Origin of the sequence: Bifidobacterium olomucense (assembly GCF_012932375.1) — a bacterium.
Classification (GTDB): domain Bacteria; phylum Actinomycetota; class Actinomycetes; order Actinomycetales; family Bifidobacteriaceae; genus Bifidobacterium; species Bifidobacterium olomucense.
In genome coordinates this window covers 86,293-108,876 of sequence record NZ_JAAIIG010000009.1, presented here as the reverse complement: position 1 = coordinate 108,876, position 22,584 = coordinate 86,293, and the positions used below count along the sequence as shown (strand labels likewise).

Below are 22,584 nucleotides of genomic sequence, written 5' to 3'. Positions count from 1 at the left end.
CCCCATATCCTCCTCCGTACCTCCCCTCGCGAATATGTACCACTGAGTCACTGTCAGTGGTACATATTCGCGAAAAAGGGGCAGGGAGGGGCAGATATGAACGAAGGACGAAGGGGGCGGAGACGGGACGGCGAATGGAGTTGGACGAATCAGTGTTCGGTGAAGAAACGCACCAGACCGTTCTTCACGACCGCTGCGTCTTCCGGAGTGCCCATCAGCTCGAATTTATAGAGGAACGGCACACGGCATTTGGCGGAGATGACGTCTCCAGCGGCACAGTAGGCTTCGCCGAAGTTCGTGTTTCCCGAGGCGATGACGCCGCGAATCCATGCACGGTTCTCCGGATCGTTCAGGAACCGTTTGACTTGGATCGGCACGGCTTTCGCAATCACTCCCCCGCCATAGGTAGGCACCATGATGACGTAGGGTTCGCGTACGTTCAGCGCCGGCTCGGAGGCTTTCAGCGGCACACGGTACACGTTGATGCCATCGTCCTGAAATCGGCATCCGGCCACAAAACGAGCCGTGTTTTCGGAAGCCGATGAGAAGTACACCAAAGCACCTACCGGATTGCCAGTGGCGACGAATTCCGGCTTGCTTGCCGCGGAAGTCCCATCGCCGGCCGGAGCGCTCCGATTCGGCGCGTCCGCCGTTCGGCTTGCACCGGTTTGCTGCGGCCGCCGGTCGAGTGCTGACGTCACGCGGCCACCGGGGCTACAGCCGCAGCCTGCTTGGCGACTTCACGAATCAGATCGGGACGATAGCCGGTCCAAGAGTTGTCCGGAGTGATCACCACCGGCGCCTGTCGGAAGCCGGCGGCCTGCAGCTGTTCAAGGGTGGAGGGGTTCTCGGTCAGGTCCACGGTCTCAAACGGCACACCCAATTTGGTGAACTGGCGCTTGGTGGCCTCGCACTGCGGGCAATGCGGCTTAGTGAACACGGTGACGGTCATAGCAACTCCCCTGATAACAGCATTTTTCAAATGAAGCGAAAGTCATATTACAACCATGCGATTCGCAATCAAGCCACTATGTGTAGTGGCGTGTTGCACACAACAATACTAGATATAGTGTTCTCGCGTTGATTTTCCGCCATTTTCAGCAAGCGACACGAACCGTTCGTCACCGCCCCAGCCACCCTCATGTGGCATTGTTCACATTTGCCTTGCTCCGGCATCCATCCGACCGGCCAGCCGATATCGAGGGATAACTCGCTTACGAGGGGCTGATTCCCGCTGTCCGAAAGGTCTATCTGCGTTACAGGGGGCTGCCAACAGTCGAAACACAAGGTATACAGGCACCGAGGGGCCGCGATTGCGCCATTTTGGGATGCCGTCTACTGGACGACCAGCCCCTTGTAAAGCAGATAGACCTTTCGGACAGCGGGAATCAGCCCCTCGTAACGCGGATAGCGCGCGACGAACCACATAGAACACACGAAAGAGCCGGAACACCAGAAACACCACCCCCCCCACACACACAAACGCAAAAACTCGACCGGATGCGCACAGCAAAGCATCCGGTCGAGCTCGATGCTACTTGTTCTTCGGCATAATCCAGAACTTGAGCAGCGGGTAGCTCACCACCACGGCCAGCAGCGTGTTCACCACGGAGGCGATGGTGCCGGCCACACCGGCGTTCATGCCCCAGCCCTGGCACAGCGCGGTCACATAGCCAGGCAGCACGAGGTTCACCACCACAATCACCACGGCCAGAATCGCGTACTTCCACGCGGCGTCCTTGAAGCTGGAATCGGATTTGAACACCCACTTCATCTGCACGAAGAAGTTCACCACCTGCGCAATAACCTCGGCAAAGAGGAAGGTGAGGAAGCCGCCAAGACCGTTGCCGGACTCCGGATAGTTGAAGATCAGGAAGTGGAACGGCGCGGTCAAGCCCAACCCGGCCACGAACACCGCAGTACCGATCCATGTGACCACAAAACGGGAGATGGTGGAGATATTCGAAAGCACGTTGAACAGGATGAATTCCCAGATGGTGGGGTGGTCCTTAATCCATTGACGAATAGGGCCGAGCTTCTTGTCTTCAGCGGCGGCAGCCCCAGAGGCAGCCCCGGAGGCGGACGCGGTCGGCTTCGTGGTATCAGTCATGGTTGAGCTCCTTTGCGGTGCGCTTGTTGGCAGATTGATTGCGGAAGAATCCGGCGATAAGCCCGCCGAGTCCGCGGAAAGCATGTCCGTTGGCAATCGCGACGATGGCGTCCACCATGGCTGAATCGACCATGCCTTGCGTCATCTTGCTCATGGCGCGCGGCGGCATGTTCAGAATGAACAGCGTATTGAGATCGGGAGCACCGGTTTTCTGCCGTACCGCGGCCTCGCGTTTGGTCAGGGTTTTGGCAATGGTACGAGCCACGAACCCACGCGAATCAATCCAGCTGGAGATCGGGTCGTTCACGCCGAATACCGTAGGCTTGCCGGGTGCGATGACTTCTCGCCCAAACAATACGGCCATTTCGGCATCGGTGACGTGTTTGACGTCACCGTCGAGGTAGTGCCCCAGCGCCGGATCGGCGGGCGCGACGTCCGCATCGCCGGCCACGGCAAACGGCGTCACGAGCGGCAAATGCTCGGCGTCGGAGCCCACGGCGAGCGTCCAGATGCCGGATTCCATAGCCCAGCGGTTGGCCGCAACGTCGAAGTGACGGAACGTGTATCGATCGAAATCGATACGCACGGTTTTCGTCTCGTGCGCGTCCAGCTCAACCTTGACGAAGCCTTTGAGTTCACGGGAGGGACGCAGCACACCGCCTGCAACACCAGCAACGCCCGCAACGCCCGCGTCAGCCGCAACGCCCGCGTCGGAACGCGACGGTCCGGCAACGTACAGCTGCGCGACAGTGGCCCCGGCGACGTCAGCATTATTGGTGACGGTGAACTGCACACCGGTTTCGTCGGCGGTCATGTTGCCGTACGCGAACGTTGCGTACGACAGACCATAGCCGAACGGGAAACGGACCGGAACGTCGGCAGTTTCGTAGTAGCGGTAGCCGATGAACGGGCCCTCGCGATAGATGGCGTCACGTCCGATGGCCGGATACCATCCGGAGGACGGGCAGTCGCCGTAGCGCAGCGGCCAGGTTTCAGCCAAATGGCCGGACGGATTGACTCGTCCGGTGAGCACGCGTACGGCGGCAGAGGCACCGGCTTGACCGGACAGGCCGACGTACAGCATGGCGCTCACGGACTCAAACCATGGCAATTCGACCGGGGAGCCGGCCACGAGCACCACCACGACAGGCTTGCCGGCGGCGGTCAGCGCATTCACCAGATCGTTTTGGACCTGCGGGATGGCCATGGTGGAACGGTCGAGCCCTTCGGATTCGCTGCGCTCGTCAAGGCCGACCACGGCGATGACGACGTCGGTGGAATCGGCGGCGGCAAGCGCCACGGCTTCGTCGATCAGGGACTGGTTGGCCGTACCTTGGCGGTCGTAGCCCTGGGCATAGCCGGAAACCGTCACACCCGTGGAATCGGCGGCGGCGTTGAACTCGTCCAGGATATTCTCCTCGCGGGTGGCGTTCACCTTGGAGGATCCAGAGCCTTGGAATCGCGGGGTTTTGGCCATGTCGCCGATCACGGCCACGCGGGTGCCGGATTTGAGCGGAAGCACAGAGACGGCGGGATTGCCAACGGTTCCGTCCGCACCACCGTCACCCGCCGCAGGGATCGCAGCCGCAGCGTTCTTCAGCAGCACAGCCGACGCTTCGGCCACGCGGCGGGCCACGGCATGATGCGCCGCGGCAATATCGTCCTTCAGCAAATCGTTGCGTCCCACGCCTTCGCAACGGGTCAGGCGGGCGATTTTGGCCACTTCGCCGGCGCGGGCGTTCAGGTCCGCCTCGGAGAGCGTGCCGGCTTTGACCGCACCTTCCAGCTCACGCACGGAGGTGTAGCCGGGGCTCGGCATTTCAAGGGAACCGCCGGCCTTAACCGCCGCCACGGCGGAGTTGGAGCCTCCCCAGTCGGAGACGACCATGCCGTCGAAGCCCCATTCGTCGCGCAGAATGTCCTGCAACAAATGCTTGTTCTCGTGCGCATAGACGCCGTTGACCTCGTTGTAGGAGGTCATGATGGTCATCGGCGCGGCCTCGCGCACGGCGATTTCAAAGCCGGTCAGGTAGATTTCGCGCATCGTGCGCTCGTCGATCACCGAGTTGGACGCCTGACGACGCAGCTCCTGGCTGTTCACCGCGAAATGCTTGGGGCATGCGGAGACGCCGTTGGACTGAATGCCGCGAATCAGACCGGCGGCCATGCGTCCCGCCACGATCGGATCCTCGGAATAATACTCGAAGTTGCGCCCGCACAACGGGTTGCGTTTGATGTTGAGGCCCGGCCCGAGCAGCACATTCACGCCGAGATCATGCGCCTCGCGGCCGAGCGCCGCCCCCATCGCTTCGGCGAGCGCCGGATCCCATGAGTTGGCCACCGTGCCGGCGGTCGGGAAGCAGGTGGCGGGCTTGGATGCGCCGAGGCCCAGATGGTCGCCTTCGCCGAGCTGCCGACGCACGCCGTGGGGACCATCGCTCATCACGAAGCTGGGTATGCCGGCGCGTTCGTTGCCGCGCGAATCCCATTCGGAAGCTCCGGAAAGCATCGCCGCTTTCTCACCCACCGAAAGTTCTTCGAGTTCCATCGCCATCTCGTCCTCCCTTGCACTTGCGGTGCGCACACCGGTGACGTACCTCACCGGCCCGCGCACGTCACGTACTTCATGTACTCCGCGCACTTCACGTACTCGTTGCGTATCTCTCCGGCGAACCAGCCGCGCCACCCTGCTGCACGCGATTCGCCGCTAGTGTGATTCAATCAGGTTCAGGCACGCCCAGCGGGGCTCATTACACAACCTGTCGTTTCCCGCGCACGATTGGTCGGACGGCGCGCCGCCGGCATCCGACGGCACTCGCCCAGCAGCACCCCGTCAATCCGCTTCTACAATCGGAATATGGGACTGAAGACGTGGAAGAAGTGGACGGACTGGCCGCTGATGATGCTGTCCGTGATGTTTCTGGTGGCGTACTCGTGGGAGATTCTGGCGCGGACGCATGTCACACTGTGCGAGAACGTGATCAATGCGATTTGGGCGGCGTTCGTCATCGACTACGTGGTGTCCCTGTGGCTGGCCGACGATCGTTGGCGATGGTTCAAACGCAACCTGTTCGCGCTGTTGACCATCGCGCTGCCCATGTTTCGGCCTCTGCGACTGCTGAGGCTGCTTACCGTGCTGCATGTGCTCAACCGCACGTCCGGCATGGCGGTGCGCGGACGCATCACCGTGTACTCGTTCGGCGCGGTGACGATGCTGATGTATGTGGGCGCGCTGGCCGTGTATTCCGTGGAGCGCGGGGCCGCCGGGTCCACGATCACCGATTTCGGCACCGCACTGTGGTGGTCGTTCGTCACCGTGACCACCGTGGGGTACGGCGACGTTTCGCCGGTCACATTCCAAGGCAAGATCATTGCGGTGGCGCTGATGTTCGCCGGCATCGCATTGATCGGTATCGTTACGGCCACGTTGGCTTCGTGGATTGTCGACCAGGTCAATCTGGAGGCCGGCCGTCGTGAGGACGCGCGCGAGAAGGAGGTGGCCAAGGAGGCCGTGCAGGCCGCCATCGCAACAGCCACGACCACAGCCACGACGGAAACGGCACAGGGCAAAACCGAAATCGAACTGTTGCGCAAGGAAGTGCGCGAGCTGACCGCCACAGTCGCCGGCTTGCGCGAGGAACTTGAGCGGCGTTGATCTTCGGCACGACGACGGCGACGAACCGCGCACGATACGCACACGCATATACGAGAAGTGGCCTCTCGCCATACCGGCGATGTAGGCCGATATCAGCGAGAGACCACTTCAGCATTCAGTTATAGGGAACCTCAGTTATAGAACCTCAGTTATAGGGAACCTCAGGCCTCGGTCGAAGCCGGAACCGCAGCGGCCGCATCAGCCGATACGGCAGCAGCCTTGCGACGCTTGAGGAACTTCGTGACGGCGAGGGCCTCCAGTGCGATCACCAGCACGGCGGTCACGCCCCAAGCCACGTACATGGCGGTCTTCCACATCGGGGTGTCCACCTCGGGCTCGCCGTTCTCATACTGCCAGCCGTTGGCCACGGTGTAGAGGATGTTGTGGGCGGCCGTGCGCATCGCCTTCACCGAAGTGGCGGACTTATCGGTGATGTGGTTGGTGATGGAGGTGGTGGCCAGCATCGCGTCGTTGCCGGCTCGCACGAGCTGGTCGGCGTTCTGATAGCCGTTGCCGGAGAAGTAATCGGTCAGCACGAAGCCCTGGAAGCCCCATTCGTTGCGCAGCACGTTCTGCTGCAGCGGAGCGTAGGCGCCGGCATAGGTGTTGCCGATGTAGTTGAAGGCGCTCATCACGGCCTGTGCGCCGCCTTCCTTCACGCTCATCTCGAAGGGCTTCAAGTAGATCTCACGGATCGCCTGCTCGTTGGCCCACGTGCACAGCATCAGGTCTCGGTTGGTTTCCTGATCGTTCAGGGCGAAGTGCTTCATGAAGGAGTACACGCCCTTCTCGCGAGCGCCGGCGATCTGCTGGGAGGCCATCGCGCCGGAGAGCAGACCGTCTTCGGAGAAGTACTCGAAGGTACGTCCGGAGAAGGCGTTGCGATGGATGTTCATGGCGGGGGCGTACCAGCCGGCCACGTGCATGTCGCGCGCCATCTGACCGATCATCTCGCCGAACTGCTTGGCCAGATCCTTGTTCCACGTGCACGCGAAGGAGGTGGAGGCCGGGAAGCCGATGGAACCCACGCCGGTGAAGTTGTTGTTCAGGGAGGCCGGACCGTCGGCGTCGGTCACCTGAATCTTGCCGACGGAGGTCACGGCCTGGGTGCCGTAGCCGGCGTTGGCGATCAGGTTGTCCATGTCGTTGAAGGTCAGCTCGTCGAGCAGCTTGTCCCATTGCGGATCGTCGTAGTCCTTGCCGGTCAGGTCCGCGAGGCGCACGCCGTTCTTGGCACCGGTGGTCGGCATCTCGTCGTCCGCGTTGTCGAACTTGGTGGGATCGTAGTTGCCGTTGTTGTAGAAGGTGGCCTTGGCTTCGTCGCTCATCGAGAAGTTGGTCGGAGCGGCGGTGGCTTGGGCGTAGTTGGCGAAGTGGCCCGCACGGGACAGGTAGGTCACGTCGCCTTCCGCATCCTCGAACTGGTTGGTGGCGGCGGTCTTGTCGCCGTTATGGGTGTTGTCGTCGGAGTTGTAGGTGATCGTGTCGTCCACGGTCACGGTCTTCTCGTCGATCACGGTATGGGAGTCGGACTGGATGGACACCTCATAATCGCCCTTCTCCAGCACGTATGCCTTGGCGTTCTTGGAGTCATAGGAGGCCATGTCATCGTCGTCGAAGGAGATCTTGACGGTTTCGGACTCGCCCGGCTTCAGTTCCTTGGTCTTCTCGAAGGCGACCAGGTTCACGGAGGCCTTTTCGATGCCGCCATCGGTGTACGGCGGGTTGTAGTACGCCTCGACCACGTCCTTGCCGGCCACGTCACCGGTGTTGGTCACGGTCACGTCGAAGCTGATCTTGCCGTCGGAGTAGGTCACGTCGCCCATCTTCTGATCGAACGTGGTGTACGACAGGCCGTAGCCGAACGGGTACTGCACCAGATCGTCATAGTTGATCAGTCCCTCGTCGGCGGCGGTCTCGTAGAACTTGTAGCCCACGTAGATGCCTTCGGTGTAGTTCACGAAGCTCGGTGTGGCGGTCACGGCACCGGCGAAGGAGTTGAAGGAGACTTCGAACTCATCGGCGTTGTCGTAGTTGAAGTTGCCGAAGTTGTTGTAGGAGACGGACTTGGTAAGATCCTTCAGGAAGGTGTCGGAGGTCTTGCCGGACGGGTTCACGTCGCCGGCGAGCACCTCGCCGAGGGCGGAGAAGCCGGTCTGGCCGGCGGGCGGGCACCACAGCACGGACTTGATCTGCGGATAGTTGGCGAGGAAGTCGAACTGGAAGGTGTTGGCGCCGTTGTAGATCAGCGTGACCTTATCGAAGTTCTTGGTGACCAGGTCGAGCATGTTGCGCTCGGTCTGGGAAAGCTCAAGGAAGCTCTGACCCTTCTGGAAATCCTTGTAGTCCTTGGAATTGTCGGTGTAGGTGATGCCGTCGGCGGTCATGTCCATCGGCAGGTCGGCACCCTCGCCGCCAACGCGGGTGAGCACCACTACGGCTTCGTCGGAGAAGGACTTGGCGCTGGAGATCAGGGAGTCGGAGTACTGATCGACCGGCACTTCAGGCAGGGTCCAATCCTGGGCCCACATGCCCACTTCCGGGCGATCGGCACGGTAGTCGGTGTACAGCTTGGTCAGGTCGGCATTGGTTTCGATGCCGGCTTCCTTCATGCCGTCGAGCAGGGAGACGGTCTCGTACTGGTCGGACATGGAGCCGGAGCCGGTGCCGCCGTAGACCGGGTTGGTGGAGCCCCAGCCGAACACGTTGACCTTCTTGTTGGCCAGCGGCAGGTTGGAGTCGTCGTTCTTCAGCATGGTGACGGCTTCGGTCTGCACGTCCTTGGCCAGCTTGTTTGCTGCGGCGACGGTCGAGTCGGACAGCTGGTACTTGGTGATGGTCGCGTTGTTCAGCAGCGTGGCCAGCGGGCCGGACAGCATCATGGATACTGATACGACGATGCCGACGAGCGCCACGAGCCAGGACTCGGAATGGATAAGCTTGCGATTGGCTACCGTCTTCACCGTCTTCTTGTTGGCGGCGAACGTAATGATGATGGCCAGTGCCAGCAGCACGCCGACTGCGATGAGGTACGGCGTCAGCGAGCCGATGACGTTCAGTACGTCAGCCATGTTGATTTGCAGCATGGGGTCTCCTCCTTGATTCTTACCTTTGCGCGGCACTCGCGGAACGGTTGATATCGTTATCGAACCGCACCATGGTCATGCGACCTGCCCTGATCGCACCGACCGCAAGAATGTCTGCGAAGCTCGCCTTTGGACTGCCTGCCGACACGCCTGTGATGCCGATGACCCTAGCCTCGCAAATTCATCGTCGCCGCGAAGTCCACCTGCCCCACCTGTCATTTCGGACGCATAATCTGCACGCTCATCCGCCCGTCCGGCATCCGCAGCGTACGTTCTTCCGGACTAAAACCCGCATCATCTGGGGAAACGTACGTTAAGTGAGAGTAAGCGTACGTTCTTCCAGAAATCGGGGCCGATAACCCCGGGGCCGGGAAGTAACGAAAAGGAATAAAGGAAAAAGAAAGAAGAAGGGGGCGGGAGAGAAGGGGATATTCCCGCCCCCTTGAAGGCGCGGAGCAGGTTGGGGGACGCTCCGCCCTTACCCCAGGAAGCCATAGTTGGGGGAAGGCTCCTGGCGAACTTACCCAAGGTAAGACTATGCATGTGCAGAAAAAATCTGCGCATCTTCTATAATACGCTTTTTTCTGCGCGACGAGCCTCTTGTCGGGATCGAACCGACGACCTGCCGCTTACAAGGCGGCCGCTCTGGCCATCTGAGCTAAAGAGGCGTGTTTCCGGACGCTTCACGCACGGAACAAATGACTAGCATACCATCAGGTACCGCGGTGAAGCACTCCATGTGTCGCAGTGGTCACCGCAGTACCGGTATGTCGCGATGTATGTCGCGATGTATGCCGTGCGTATCGCCGCCGCGGCACTATCAGTTGGCGGTGATGTCGATGGGTTTCTTGCTTGCGCCGATGGACGGCAGCTTGCCCTGCACACCCACCTGATTTTCGTCAAGGCCGATGGCGTCGAGGAAGCCCTTGACCATGGTGGTCTTGGCCAGCGTGATGTTCTGCAGACTCCAGTATTCGCCGTTGATGGTCAAGGTGGGCGAGGAGAAGCCGCCGGAGCTGCTGAACAGTTCGGGGCGCAGAACCGTGTAGTTGTTCGAGGCGGTGAGCCAGTCCACGTATTCGTTCTCGCCGCTGAAGGCCGCCGACGCCACATCCTCGCTCACGCCGGCCTTGACGGCCTGTTCCTTGAGTTTGTCGTTGCTGACGGAGACGTAATTCGACAGCTCGCCCGGCTGGAAGTCCGCATCGTAAATATTCGCCAGATAGTCGAGCAGATGGTCGGGATCGTCGTCGTGTTCGGCGATGTAGATGGCACCGTTGAACGCACGGTTGGAATAGTCGTCCGAGCTCTTGTTGTTCTGGAAGTTGAGGAAGTGCAGATCAAGGGTGATCTGACCGGCGTTCATCATCTTCTTCAGGGTCGGGTCAAGATTCTGGTTCACCGAAGCGCAGCCCGGGCACAGCGGCTCCATATAGATGGCAACGGTCGGCGCCCCCTCGGCCTTCGTGCCATACCCCTTGCTGGAGATCAGGAAGCCTGCGTCGTCGCTGGCGTTGGCCGGCTTGGTCTTGACTTTCTGCAGAGCGCTGTAGGCCTCGTCCACGGTCGTGCTGGACTGCGTGGAGGAGCTGGACATGGCCTTGTACACGGCGAATCCGCCGACGGCCACCAGCACCACGATAATGGCCACTACAATGCAGCCGATAATCGTCTGCTGCTTACGCTCCTTGGCGGCCTGCGCTTCCTGGGCGCGCTTGGCCGCTTCCTCTGCCGCGCGACGCTCAGCGCGGGTGGCGCGCTTGGTCTGGCGCTTCGGATCTGACATAGTCTTCCCCCTGCATGGTTCAATGTTTCGGCCCAATCATAATGACCCGCCCTGAGGATAGGTACGCCAGAAGCTCAAAAGACGTGAATTCTCGGTAAACACCGCACGTGACATCCGTCACAGATCGCACCGGCCGCACGCCACGAATCAGATCAGTCACGGCCAGCGGCCAGTAGCGCATCAGCAACGCCACACGTCACCATATGGTGCCGAGCGGCGTCCAATCAATAGGCGCACCCGTCATCCACGGTGCCGCGCATAACGCCACCGCGATCACCAACCATATGGTGAACAGCACCGTGCTGCGCCGGCCGCGCACTGCCGGAGCGGCGGCACCGGCGGAAAGGTCGGCCCCCAACGTCGGAGCGCCAGTGCTCAATCCCCGCAGCGCGCCCGCCCCCAAACGCAACATCATGGTTTGAGGACCGAACGCCGTAATCAGCCATCCGACAGCCATGCAGCCGGCCAGCGTCAATCCGGACGACGAGTAAGGCATATCGACCAATAACGGCAACGGCACGCTCCGGTCCGCGGTGAAATACCAATAGATCGTGCGTACCGGTAGCCCCAGCAGCACCGTGACCACTGCGGTACCAGCCAAAATTACGATGCCCAGCAGCACAAGTCGCGGCAACATCAACAGCAATGCCTTGACGATATGCCACGGCAGCGTGGCGGTGCGAATCCATACGTCGGAGCCTTTGCGCTGACCGCCGCGACGGCCTTCACGCTCCAGCTGCGACTCGGTGTTGCACGCCAACGTGAGCAGCAGCCAAATCACCAGACCGGCCACCGCGAGCGCACACAACGGTGCCGATGCGGCCATCGCGGCCAGAGGCACGGCAAGCAGCCACAACGGCAACGTGCCGCGTTGCAGATACATGCCACGCCGCACGTCCGCGGGGTTCGGGCCCATATGTTGCGCCAACGCCTCGGTAGGCACGGCTTGCGCGGTTTGTGTGATCACCCTCTGCAACGCCGGGCGAATATCAGGGTCGACCATTGTCGGCGCGGCATCGGCGGGAGTCGCGGGGGCGACGTCTGCCGGGGCCGTCGGAGTCGCCGGAGCCACCGGCGGAAATGAGGGGACTGACTCCGGCAGTATCGCAGTCCGCCCCGGCAGCACCGATGTGCGATCAGGCAATACCGCCGTCTGCCCGTCAAGTACCGCCGTCTGCTCCGGGTAAGCCTCAGACTGGTCAGGCAATACCGCGGTTTGTTCAGGAAGTACCGCCGTGCGATCAGGGAGCACCGCCGCCTGGTCAGGCAATACGGCCGTACGTTCTGAGGGAACGCCCGAATCGCCGGTGCCGCCCGAATCACACAGTGGCACGGTCGTCGCCGATGCCGCAAGCGGCGTTACCGCGGCGGACTGTCCGTCGCCGAGCGGAACCGTGGCGTCGGCGGGCGTTTCGCCCCGCCATAATGTGCGCGGATTGTCGTCGTCGCGCACACTGCCGTCGCGCACGCCACCGTCAAAAGGGAGCATCGCCCCGCTCTCGCCGCCGGGCGCGACCCCGGCCCAAGCCGCAGGATTCAACGCATCAAGCATGATGGCGTGCAGCAGCTGGTCCGGCGTGCAGCGCTGCGCACGGTCAGGGCTCAGCGCGGACCGGAACGCCGCCATCGTACCGGCCGGCAGTCCGGCGAGATTCGCATTGCCGGACGCCTCACGCTCCAGCACCGCCATCATCGGCTTGGTGCCGAACACCGGCGCACCGGTGGCCGCAAACGCCAGCACGGACGCCACCGACCACCAATCGGTCATGGCATCGGATTCCGCACCCTCGATGATCTCCGGGGCGATGAATCCGGGCGTGCCCATCACCAGTCCGGTGCGGGTGACGTGACTTTCCCCCTCCCCCATCGCGATACCGAAATCGACCAGCACCGGTCCGGAAGCGGAGATCATGACGTTTGTGGGTTTGATGTCGCGATGGACGATGCCCGCAGCATGCACCGCCTTGGTGGCCTCGATCAGTTTGCGGGCCAGCCGTTCGAGATCGTCGCCGATGTACCGACCGTTGACCGCCACATCGTCCTTCAGATTGCGGCCCTCGATCAATTCGGTGACGATGAACGCCAACGAATCATCCAATTCCATATCCACGATGCCGCACACGCCCGGATGGTTGACCTTCTTCAACGCCATGGCTTCGCGGCGCAGACGTTCGCGCGGCGTGATGTTCGGTTTCAGATCGGGATCCTGCAGCGCGGCGCGCCCCATGCCGCCGGACGAGGAGTCGTCGGCCAGCGAATCGCGCAGAATCTTCATGGCGTACACCGTGCCGCCATCGTCGCGCACGCGCCACACCGATCCCATGGCACCGGCCCCCAAGCGGGAAAGAAGCGTGTAGCCTCCCACCACTTCGCCCGGTTCAAGATTCAACGCTGCCAGATCGCTCATATGCTCCATCCTAGACCGTCCGCAATCAGCCTGTATTTTTGGATATTTTGCACCCATCGCCGCGTCACAGACCGGATTTTTGCCGCATATTCCTATGGCCGCGTAGGATAGGTGAAGATTAGAAAGGGAGGACTATGAGCGTTCTCGACCGTTTTGAGAAAAGCGTGGAGGGTGCAGTCAACGGAGTGTTCGCCAAGTTCGGCTCCAAAGATCTGCAGCCTGTTGACCTGTCCAGCGCCCTGGAGCGCGAGATCGACGCCGAGGCCATGCCGGTGGGCCGCGACCGCACGGTGGCCCCGAACGAGTACCGTTTCAAGCTCAGCACGCCGGACTTCGACCGCATCGAGGCGTGGGGCAGCGAGACTCTGGCCAACGAGTTGGCGGATAACCTCACCGAGTACGCCAAGAGCCAGCATTACGCTTTCGTAGGCCCGGTGATCGTGATTTTCGAAGAGGATCTGGACCTGTCCAAGGGCAACTTCAACCTCTCCTCCGAATCCGTGCAGGGCAACGCCGTCCCCGTCACTACGGACGCCCAGACCGAGGACAGCCCGGTGCTGGAGGTCAACGGCAACCAGTACCTGCTCACCAAAGACAAGACGGTGATCGGCCGCGGTTCCGGCTGCGACATCGTCATCGATGATCCGGGCATCTCCCGCAAGCATCTGGAAATCGACATTACGGACAACGGTGTGATCGCCCGCGACCTTGGCTCCACGAACGGCACGTACGTGGAAGGCCATCAGGTACCCGCCGCCACGCTACTGGATGGCAACACCATCACCATCGGCCGTACGCGCATCCTCTACTGGGCCTCGGCGCAAGCCCAGGAGTAGCCCGCGTAATCCGCTCGAAAGTCGGTACCAATGACCGAACTGACATTTGCCCTTCTGAAATACGGGTTCCTTGTACTGCTGTGGGTATTCGTATGGCTTGCCGTACGCTCCTTACGCAAGGACATCGAAACCTTCAGCCCCAGGCCTTCGCGTGCACGCCGTCGTCGCGAACGCGAAGCTCATAAGGCCAAGGCCGAAGCTCCCGTTGCTCAGCAGGCTCCCGTATCTCGTACCTCGCGCACTTCCGCACGCACAGGTCAGGCGCAGCCTACCCTGCTGGTGATTATCGACGGTCCGTTGGCCGGCAGTTCGGTGCCGTTGGCCGACGCCGAAATCAGCTTGGGGCGCGCCGCATCCAACAATGTGGTGTTGGACGACGAGTTCGTCTCCTCTCATCACGCCCGCGTATATCGTGATCCGCAGTCCGGCCAGTGGGCCATTGAGGATCTGAACTCCACCAATGGCACTGTGGTCAATCAGCAGCGTATTAATCGCCCGACCATTCTGCCGGCCCGTGTTCCTGTGCGCATCGGCGCCACCACCTTCGAATTGAGGTAGCCGCATGCCAAATTCCGCCGCTTCACAACCGCTGTTCCTGTATTCCACAACCGTGTCCGATGTGGGTACGGTCCGTGCGAACAATCAGGACTCCTCCTTTGCCGGAGAACATCTCATCGCCATGTGCGATGGCATGGGCGGCCATGCCGGCGGCGACACCGCATCATCCATCGCCATCCGCTCGCTGGCTCATATCGAGCAGGACGACACCGGTGGCGACGTCGAGACGATCTCGCGCATGATGGAAACCTCCGTGATGGCCGCGCATGACGCCATCGTGGGCAAGGCCAAGCGTGAACGCAAACTTGCCGGCATGGGCACCACGGTAGTCGCCGTGGCGCTGGTCGCCGGGTACTGGGTGATCGCCCATATCGGCGACTCCCGCGCCTATCTGCTGCGCGACGGCCATCTGAGCCGCATCACCTGCGATCACAGCTACGTGCAGCACCTCATCAATACCGGCCGTATCACGCCTTCGGAAGCCAAGAATCATCCGCAGCGCAACGTGGTGATGCGTGTGCTGGGCGATTTCGACATCGACCCGCATCCGGACATCTCCATCCGCAAGGCCCACCCTGCCGACCGTTGGCTGCTGTGCTCGGACGGCCTGTGCGGCGTATTGGAAGACTCCACCATCGAAGAGACGATGAGCTCGCTGTCCGATCAGGGCGAATGCTGCCAGAGGCTCGTGCAGATGGCCCTGCGCGCCGGCAGCACCGACAACGTCACCGCCGTAATCGCGGATGCCACGTTGGCCCTCGACGCCGACGCCTTCGATCTGCCGCATCAGACCCCGCTGGTCGGCGGCGCGGCCAGCCATAACCTGGAACCGATCGCCGACATCGTCAACGAGCCGGTGGCCACCGCGCCCGCGCTGCGCGAAGACAATTCGCCGGCGCAACGCGCTGCGGCATTGATTCAGGCTGCCGGCGCGCATGAAGACAAGCCTGAGCAGACCACGGTGAACCCGTCCTCGGCGCGCGTGGTCCAGCCGTCCACCGTACGTGAGGAAACCGGCGAACGCGCCAATCCGGACACCGGTGAGATTCCGGTGGTGCAGAAATCCGATGGACGACTGTCCGCCGACCCGAACGATCCGGACGTGGCGCAGGCGATCCGCGAGGAGAAGGCCGAACAGAAGAAGACCACGCGCACCAAGAAGCGCCGCACCAAGGTCGCGGTGATCATCTCCTGCATTCTTGCCGTGCTCGCGTTGGGCGGTGCCGGCTACGGCGCATACCTGTGGAGCCAGACGCATTATTACGTGGGCAACGCGAACGGCACCGTGGCGATCTACCGTGGCGTGCCGACCAGCCTGTTCGGACTGGAGCTTTCGCACGAGGTGGAAAGCACCGACATCTCCACCGCCGACCTGCCCGCCACTTGGCGCGATCAGCTGGCCCAAGGCATTACGGTCGGCTCGTTGGACGAGGCGAAATCGCACGTGAACATCATTCGCAGCGAAATGAAGAAACTGGAACAGGCACAGCAGGAAGCCGAGGCCAAGAAGTCGCAGGCCACCGACTCGTCGAAGTCGTCGACAAAGTCAGATTCGTCAAGTTCATCGGGGTCCACCGATTCCTCCAAGCCGAAGTCGTCCACCAGTAACGGCAGCGGCGACGCCACGAACCAGCCCGGCATCGGCGCGGCCGACGACGCGGCCACGGGAGACGCCAAATGATCGCTACCCGTTTCCGCCAGATATTCCTGTTGCTGATCGCCATGGCGATCAGCGCGCTGGCATTCATTCAGATGTTCCAGCGCACCACCGGATCGTTTCCGGCGCAATACGCCACCATGCTGGGTGTGGTGACAGCGCTGTTTCTGGTGCTGTGGGGATTGATGGTGCATTTCCAGCCGTATGCCAGCCAACTGGTGCTGCCGTGCGTGCTGCTGCTCACCGCCACCGGCGTGACGATGATCGCCCGCATCGATCAGAGCATGGATACCGCAGTGGCCATGCGCCAACTGACCTGGCTGTGCATCGCCATCGTCTTGTCTGCCCTGATCATCATCTTCCTGAAGGATTACCGCGTCCTGCGTCGATTCTCCTATGTTTCGATGGTGGTGGGCCTGGTGCTGTTGCTCTCCCCGATGCTGCCCGTGCTCGGCCAGGAGGTCAACGGCGCACGTATCTGGGTCAGGCTCCCCGGGTTGGGCCAGTTCCAGCCGGGCGAATTCGCCAAGCTGTTCCTCGCGTTCTTCTTCGCCGCGTACCTGTTCGATCACCGCGACCAGCTGGCCGTGGGCGGCAAGAAGTTCCTGGGACTCCAGCTGCCGCGCATCAAGGATCTGGGCCCGATCATCATCGTGTGGTTCGCCTCGATGGGCGTGCTCATCATGCAGCACGATCTGGGCACTTCGCTGATGTTCTTCGCCATGTTCGTGGCGATGCTGTATGTGGCCACCGGCCGTAAAAGCTGGATTGTGATCGGTCTGCTCGCCTTCGCCGTCGGCGCGGTGCTGGCTGCCAGCGTGTTCAGCCACGTGGGCCAGCGCGTGGACGCCTGGCTGCATCCGTTCAGCAACGAGCAGTACAACAAGCCATACGGCGGCTCATGGCAGCTGGTGACCGGCATCTTCGGCCTGGCTTCCGGCGGTATGCTCGGCACCGGGCTCGGCCAGGGGCACCCGGCGCTGACCACGTTCGCCAACTCGGACTTCATCTACGCCTCGCTTGGCGAGGAGCTGGGACTCACCGGCGTGATGGCCATTCTGGTCATCTATCTGCTGATCGTGGTGTCCGGGCTCATCACCGCGATGAAGATCAAGGACGGGTTCGGCAAGCTGCTCGCATCCGGACTGGTGTTCACGATGGCCTTTCAGGTGTTCACCGTGGTGGGCGGCATCACGCTGGTCATCCCGCTCACCGGTCTGACCCTGCCGTATATGGCGGCCGGCGGCTCCAGCCTGATCGCCAACTTCATTCTCGCCGCGCTGCTCATCGTCATTTCCGATGCGGCGAACTCGCCCGAGCCGGAGATGACGTCGAAGGCCTTCCAGTACGAAGCTCTGGCGGTTCTGCGAGACAAGGAGCTTGAGGCCCGCGCCAATGCGAACGCCACCGAGCCGATCGCCCGTCCGCAGGGCGGTGCCGTCGTCGGCGACGACCCGGATGACACCGCTGATGCCGACGATCCAAGCGATGATTCGATTATCGACATCACCCAACAGGCACCTGACCGGTACGATGTGCCCGCAGGTCACGTCGCTCCGCTGCCCCCAGCCGCAGCCCCCTCGCCCAAGCCGGCGCCCACGACTCGTCCGGGCGACGCACCTGATACCCATGACCTGCCCGCCTCGTTCGCCGCCCCAACGGCTCCGGCCGCAGCGCGCACCGGCAACGACGATCCCATTACTGACACCACCACGCAGGCATATTACGACAACGACGATCCGATGGCCCCGCCGCAGCCGAAGCATCATCATGCGGCGCATGCCGCTCACTCAGCACACACGGCGGCACATACGGCAACCGGACCGCTTCCCCCTCTGCCTCCCGTAAACGGAGGTAATCGCGTATGAACAAATATCTCCGTCAACTGTTTACGGCCGTAGTCGCCTTGTTCGTGGTGCTGGGCATCTCCTCCACCATCATCATGGCCGTGCGCGTCAACGTACTGAACAATGATTCGCGCAACGCACGTTCCCTGTATCATCAGCTCGGCGCTTACCGTGGTGCGATTCTGGCATCGGATGGCACCGTGATGGCCAAATCCGAACCGGTCAACGATGCGTTCAAGTACCAGCGCACCTATTCGAACGGCCCGTTGTACGCACCCATCACTGGATTCTTCTCCATCAACCAGCCCGCCGACCGCGGCATTGAAGCGTCACGCAGCACACTGCTGAACGGCGAGGCCGACTCCCTGATCTGGCAGCGGGCCAAGGCCATGCTCACCGGCTCAGTGAATCAGGGCGCGTCCATCGAAACGTCCATCGATCCCAAGCTCCAGCAGGTGGCCTACGACCAGCTGGGCAACAGAGACGGTGCGGCTGTGGCGATCGAGGTGTCCAGCGGCCGCATTCTGGCCATGGCGTCCACGCCGAGCTACGACCCGAATATGCTGGCCACCCATGACACGGAGGCCGCCACCAAGGCCTACACCGAGCTGGCAGCCGGTGCCAACAGCCCGTTGATCAACCGCGCCACCTCGCAGCTCTACCCGCCCGGCTCCACGTTCAAGACCATCGTGGCCGCCGCGGCTCTGGAGACCGGCAAATACCAGACCGATACGCAGATCCCCGCCGGCGAGACCTATACCCTGCCCGGCACGGCGACCCAGTTGCCGAACGCCACCACGCAGGCCAACGGCACCAACGGTCAGATCACGTTGCAGAACGCGATCGCATGGTCCTCAAACACCGCATTCGCGCAGCTGGGCGTCAAGCTCGGCTCGGACACGGTCAGCGATATGGCCACCTCGCTGGGATTCGGCAGCACCATCACCATTGATGGCAGCGACGCCACCGGCACCCCGATGAAGGCCACCGCCTCTACATTCCCCACCGATCTGACCGACGACCGTCTGGCGCTGGCTTCGATCGGACAGGGAGACACCACCGCCACGCCGCTGCAGATGGCGATGGTGGCGCAGGCGATCGCCAATAACGGCAAGGTGATGCAGCCGACGCTGGTCGATCGCGTCCGTGCCGCCGATTTGACGGTGCTGTCGCAGACCAAGGCCCAGAGCATGGGCATCGCGTTCAGCAAGGATACCGCCGACAAGCTCACCGAAATGATGGAGCATGTGGTCACCGACGCCAATCCGCAGCTGGCCATCGATGGTGTCACCGTGGCCGCCAAAACCGGTACCGCGCAGATCGGCGCCGACAACAGCTCCATCGATGGCTGGGTGATTGGTTTCGCACCGGCAGACAATCCGCAGATTGCCGTGGCCGTGGTGGTGCACAACACCGACCTGTATGGTTCGTTCGCCGCTGGCCCGATCATGCGCGCGATGATTGAGGAGGCTCTACAGCAGTGAAACTTATCGAAGGACAGTTGATCCACCGCCGATACCGCCTTGATGCTCGCTTGGCGCAGGGCGGCATGGGCGAAGTGTGGAAGGGCTACGATATCCAGCTCGGACGCGAAGTGGCCATCAAGGCGTTGCGCTCGGATATGACCAACGCGGAGGCCAAGCTGCGCCGTCTGCGCGCTGAAGCCCACAATTCCGCCAATCTGGCGCATCCGAATATCGCCGCGTTGTTCGAATACTACGAGCATGACGGCATCGGCTTCCTCATCATGGAATATGTGCCGTCCCGTTCGCTGGCGGCGCTGTTCCACGAGAAGGGCGCGATGGACCCCACCGAACTGCTGCCGATTCTTATTCAGACGGCCCGCGGGCTGTTCGTGGCGCATTCGCACGGTGTGATTCACCGTGACGTCAAGCCGGCGAACATCATGGTTTCCGATTCCGGCGAAGTCAAAATCACTGATTTCGGCGTCAGCTATTCCACCGGCCAAGGGCAGATCACCCAGGATGGCATGGTGGTGGGCACCGCACAGTACATCTCACCCGAACAGGCGCAGGGCCAGCAGGCCACACCCCAGTCGGACATCTACTCGCTGGGCGTGGTGGCTTACGAGGGGCTTGCCGGGCACCGTCCGTTCACCGGTGCCACGCCGGTGGATATCGCCGCCGCCCATGTGAACGATCCGGTGCCGCCGCTGCCGGACACGGTGGACGTACAGCTTCGTGAATTCGTAATGTCGATGCTGGCCAAGGATCCGCTGGATCGGCCGAAGGATGCGCTGGTGGTGTCCCGCACGCTGGCACGTATCGAACGTCGACTGCTTGATCAGCAGACCGAAATGGCGGATACCACTGTGGTGTCGTCCGGCGGACGACTGCCGCGCAGGGTGACCAGCACGCCACGCATCGTTTTGGAGACTCCGGTCTCAAGATTGGGAGGGAAACAATGAGCACGAGTATGCCCACCGCATTGGCCGGCGGACGCTACCAGCTTGGCCAGCTCATCGGTCGTGGCGGCATGGCCGAGGTCCACGTGGCCCTCGACACCCGTCTGGGCCGTACCGTGGCCGTGAAGATCATGCGCGCCGATCTGGCCAACGACGATATCTTCCTGGCGCGTTTCCGCCGCGAGGCGCACGCCGTCGCCCAGATGAACAACCCGAACATCGTCAACATCTACGATTCCGGTGAAGAGGCGGTCTACGGCGAAAACGGCGAAACCGAGCGTCTGCCGTATATCGTGATGGAGTACGTCAAGGGCCAGACCCTGCGCGACATCCTGAAGGTGAACGGCGCCCTGAGCCAGCGCGACAGCGAACAGGTGATGCTCGGTGTGCTCAACGCGCTCGACTACTCGCACCGCATGGGCATCATCCACCGCGACATCAAGCCCGGCAACATCATGATTTCCGAGCAGGGCGTGGTCAAGGTGATGGACTTCGGCATCGCCCGCGCTCTGGATGATTCGGCCGCCACGATGACCCAGTCGCAGGGCGTGGTGGGCACCGCGCAGTACCTCTCCCCCGAACAGGCTCGCGGTGAGACCGTGGACATGCGCTCCGACCTGTACTCGGCCGGTTGCGTGCTGTATGAAATGCTCACCGGACGTCCGCCGTTCACCGGCGATTCGGCGGTGGCCATCGCCTACCAGCACGTCTCCGAAGTGGCCACGCCGCCGAGCGCGGTGGTGCCGGGTCTGCCGAAGATGTGGGATTCGATCTGTGCCAAGGCCATGGCCAAGGACCGTCAGAACCGGTACGCCACGGCAGCCGAGTTCAAAACCGATATCCTGACCTATATGAACGGCGGCGTGCCGGTGGCGGCCGCGTTCAATCCGTTGACCGACCTGTCGAATGTGAAGGCGCGCAAGGAAGCCGAACGCGATCAGCCCACCGTGCCGATGACGCCCGGCAGCGGTCAGCCTACGCAGGCGTTCAATCCGGCCACCGGCCAGTTCGAGCAGATCGCACCGAATGCCGCCAATGCCGAGGCGTTGCGCTCTCGGGCCCAGCAGCGTGCGCAGGCGGCCAAGGCCAAGAAGCGTAAGAAGATCATCATCGCTTCGATCGCCGCTGCCGTTGTGGTGGCGTTGATCGTGGTGGGCGCGATCTTCGCGCTCAAGCCCGGCTCCAACCAGAGCACCGCGGAAACGGTGACGATTCCAGAATGCACCACATCCACCTCCAAGGACGGTATTCAGGCGAAGCTTGAGGCCTTGGGCCTGACCATGGTGGCGAAGCAGGATACCGATTCCACCGAGCCGGAAGGTACCTGCACCAAGATGAGCCCGAAGGCCGGTTCCAAGGTGGAGAAGGGCTCCAAGGTGCAGGTGTGGTTCTCCGCCGGCCCGCAGTCCACGCAGATTCCGGATGTGACCAAGCGCAGCCAGGATGAGGCGCGCTCCATGCTGGAGGATGCCGGTTTCAAGGTGAGCGCCAATGTGAAAACCGAAGACAGTGACTCCGTGGCCAAGGATATGGTGACCCGCACCGACCCGGTGGCCGGTCAGAACGCCACCAAGGGCTCCACGATCACGCTGTGGGTGTCCACCGGCATGACCAAGGTGCCGAGCAACTTGGTGGGGCAGCCGAAGGATTCGGTGCTGGCGCAGTATTCGAGCTTCAACTTCGTGGTGGAATCCGAGACTTCGGACACCGTGCCGGAAGGCTCCATCACGCGCGTGGACCCGGGTGAGGGGTCGTCCATCGAGCAGGGCGGCACGATTACCATCTGGGTGTCCACCGGCAAGGAGCAGGCCACGGTGCCATCGGTCGCCACCGATGGCAGTGTTGATGTGGTGACCGCCAAGCTGATGCTGCAGGCCGCCGGCTTCAACGTGAATGTCAGCGGTCCCACGTCCAACGCCGTCGTGGTCGGCATGAATCCTGCCGCCGGTTCGCAGGTGGACGCCGGTTCGACCGTCACGATCACGACGAAGGCCACGACGACCACGCCGAATACCAACACCGAGACGAACTCGGATACGAATAAGAGCGATGGCGATGCCACCAAGCAGCAGTAATCGGTAGCGGCCGATAGCCAACCCATTACGGAAGAAGGGCGGTTTCCTCACCATATGACTTATATGGTGAGGAAACCGCCCTTCTGTTGTCGGTATCAACGGCGAATCATATTTAAATCATCCACAAATCAATTCAGTCGAT

15 protein-coding genes and 1 tRNA gene are annotated in these 22,584 nt (G+C 62.1%); 8 read left to right on the top strand and 8 right to left on the bottom strand.

Annotated elements, in window-relative coordinates; translation table 11 throughout:
• Positions 1 to 149: 149 nt before the first annotated feature.
• The 4 genes from nrdI to G1C97_RS09455 all read right to left on the bottom strand — a co-directional run bounded on the left by nrdI (position 150) and on the right by G1C97_RS09455 (position 4,658).
• Positions 150 to 557 carry a class Ib ribonucleoside-diphosphate reductase assembly flavoprotein NrdI gene (gene nrdI, locus G1C97_RS09470; protein WP_205832602.1) on the bottom strand — a complete coding sequence of 136 codons (408 nt, stop codon included), beginning with the start codon at positions 555 to 557 and terminating at the stop codon, positions 150 to 152.
• A 140-nt stretch (positions 558 to 697) separates the two neighbouring features.
• Positions 698 to 952 (bottom strand): glutaredoxin family protein, encoded by a 255-nt coding sequence (locus G1C97_RS09465; RefSeq protein WP_169241543.1) that lies wholly within the window; start codon positions 950 to 952, stop codon positions 698 to 700.
• A 582-nt stretch (positions 953 to 1,534) separates the two neighbouring features.
• Positions 1,535 to 2,110: a GtrA family protein gene (locus G1C97_RS09460; protein ID WP_205832597.1), complete on the bottom strand. Its 576-nt coding sequence runs from the start codon at positions 2,108 to 2,110 to the stop codon at positions 1,535 to 1,537.
• Positions 2,103 to 4,658 (bottom strand): glycoside hydrolase family 3 C-terminal domain-containing protein, encoded by a 2,556-nt coding sequence (locus tag G1C97_RS09455; protein ID WP_169241554.1) that lies wholly within the window; start codon positions 4,656 to 4,658, stop codon positions 2,103 to 2,105. The genes G1C97_RS09460 and G1C97_RS09455 overlap by 8 nt, the downstream gene beginning before the upstream one ends.
• A gap of 309 nt (positions 4,659 to 4,967) precedes the next feature.
• Here G1C97_RS09455 and G1C97_RS09450 point away from each other — a divergent pair, with 309 nt between their 5' ends.
• A complete protein-coding gene (locus G1C97_RS09450) occupies positions 4,968 to 5,765 on the top strand; it encodes a potassium channel family protein (RefSeq protein ID WP_169241542.1) in 798 nt (265 codons plus the stop codon).
• Between the two features lie 161 nt (positions 5,766 to 5,926).
• Here the strand turns inward: G1C97_RS09450 and G1C97_RS09445 are convergent, their stop codons facing one another.
• From G1C97_RS09445 to G1C97_RS09430, 4 genes are all read right to left on the bottom strand, one after another.
• Entirely contained in the window at positions 5,927 to 8,851 is a 2,925-nt protein-coding gene (locus G1C97_RS09445) for a glycoside hydrolase family 3 N-terminal domain-containing protein (protein ID WP_169241541.1), read from the bottom strand.
• 594 nt (positions 8,852 to 9,445) lie between these two features.
• A tRNA-Thr gene (locus G1C97_RS09440) sits at positions 9,446 to 9,519 on the bottom strand.
• A gap of 152 nt (positions 9,520 to 9,671) precedes the next feature.
• Positions 9,672 to 10,637, bottom strand: a complete 966-nt coding sequence (locus G1C97_RS09435; RefSeq protein WP_100497051.1) for a thioredoxin domain-containing protein — start codon at positions 10,635 to 10,637, stop codon at positions 9,672 to 9,674.
• Positions 10,638 to 10,833: 196 nt separating this feature from the next.
• Positions 10,834 to 13,053: a protein kinase domain-containing protein gene (locus G1C97_RS09430; RefSeq protein WP_169241540.1), complete on the bottom strand. Its 2,220-nt coding sequence runs from the start codon at positions 13,051 to 13,053 to the stop codon at positions 10,834 to 10,836.
• 125 nt (positions 13,054 to 13,178) lie between these two features.
• Here G1C97_RS09430 and G1C97_RS09425 point away from each other — a divergent pair, with 125 nt between their 5' ends.
• From G1C97_RS09425 to pknB, 7 genes are read left to right on the top strand one after another with little or no spacing between them, the layout of a single operon-like run.
• Positions 13,179 to 13,880, top strand: coding sequence for an FhaA domain-containing protein (locus G1C97_RS09425; protein WP_100497048.1), 702 nt, complete (start codon positions 13,179 to 13,181; stop codon positions 13,878 to 13,880).
• A gap of 30 nt (positions 13,881 to 13,910) precedes the next feature.
• Complete coding sequence (locus G1C97_RS09420) at positions 13,911 to 14,438, top strand: FHA domain-containing protein FhaB/FipA (protein ID WP_100497046.1); 528 nt, start codon at positions 13,911 to 13,913, stop codon at positions 14,436 to 14,438.
• A gap of 4 nt (positions 14,439 to 14,442) precedes the next feature.
• The gene (locus G1C97_RS09415) at positions 14,443 to 16,119 is read left to right on the top strand and encodes a PP2C family protein-serine/threonine phosphatase (RefSeq protein ID WP_169241539.1); all 1,677 of its coding nucleotides are present in this window, start codon (positions 14,443 to 14,445) and stop codon (positions 16,117 to 16,119) included.
• On the top strand, positions 16,116 to 17,963 hold the full coding sequence (locus tag G1C97_RS09410; RefSeq protein WP_169241538.1) for an FtsW/RodA/SpoVE family cell cycle protein: 1,848 nt from the start codon (positions 16,116 to 16,118) through the stop codon (positions 17,961 to 17,963). The genes G1C97_RS09415 and G1C97_RS09410 overlap by 4 nt, the downstream gene beginning before the upstream one ends.
• Entirely contained in the window at positions 17,960 to 19,426 is a 1,467-nt protein-coding gene (locus G1C97_RS09405; protein WP_169241537.1) for a peptidoglycan D,D-transpeptidase FtsI family protein, read from the top strand. The genes G1C97_RS09410 and G1C97_RS09405 overlap by 4 nt, the downstream gene beginning before the upstream one ends.
• Positions 19,423 to 20,370 carry a serine/threonine-protein kinase gene (locus G1C97_RS09400; RefSeq protein WP_100497042.1) on the top strand — a complete coding sequence of 316 codons (948 nt, stop codon included), beginning with the start codon at positions 19,423 to 19,425 and terminating at the stop codon, positions 20,368 to 20,370. Before G1C97_RS09405 ends, G1C97_RS09400 begins: the two co-directional genes overlap by 4 nt.
• Positions 20,367 to 22,442, top strand: coding sequence for a Stk1 family PASTA domain-containing Ser/Thr kinase (gene pknB / locus G1C97_RS09395; RefSeq protein WP_100497040.1), 2,076 nt, complete (start codon positions 20,367 to 20,369; stop codon positions 22,440 to 22,442). Before G1C97_RS09400 ends, pknB begins: the two co-directional genes overlap by 4 nt.
• Positions 22,443 to 22,584: the final 142 nt, after the last annotated feature.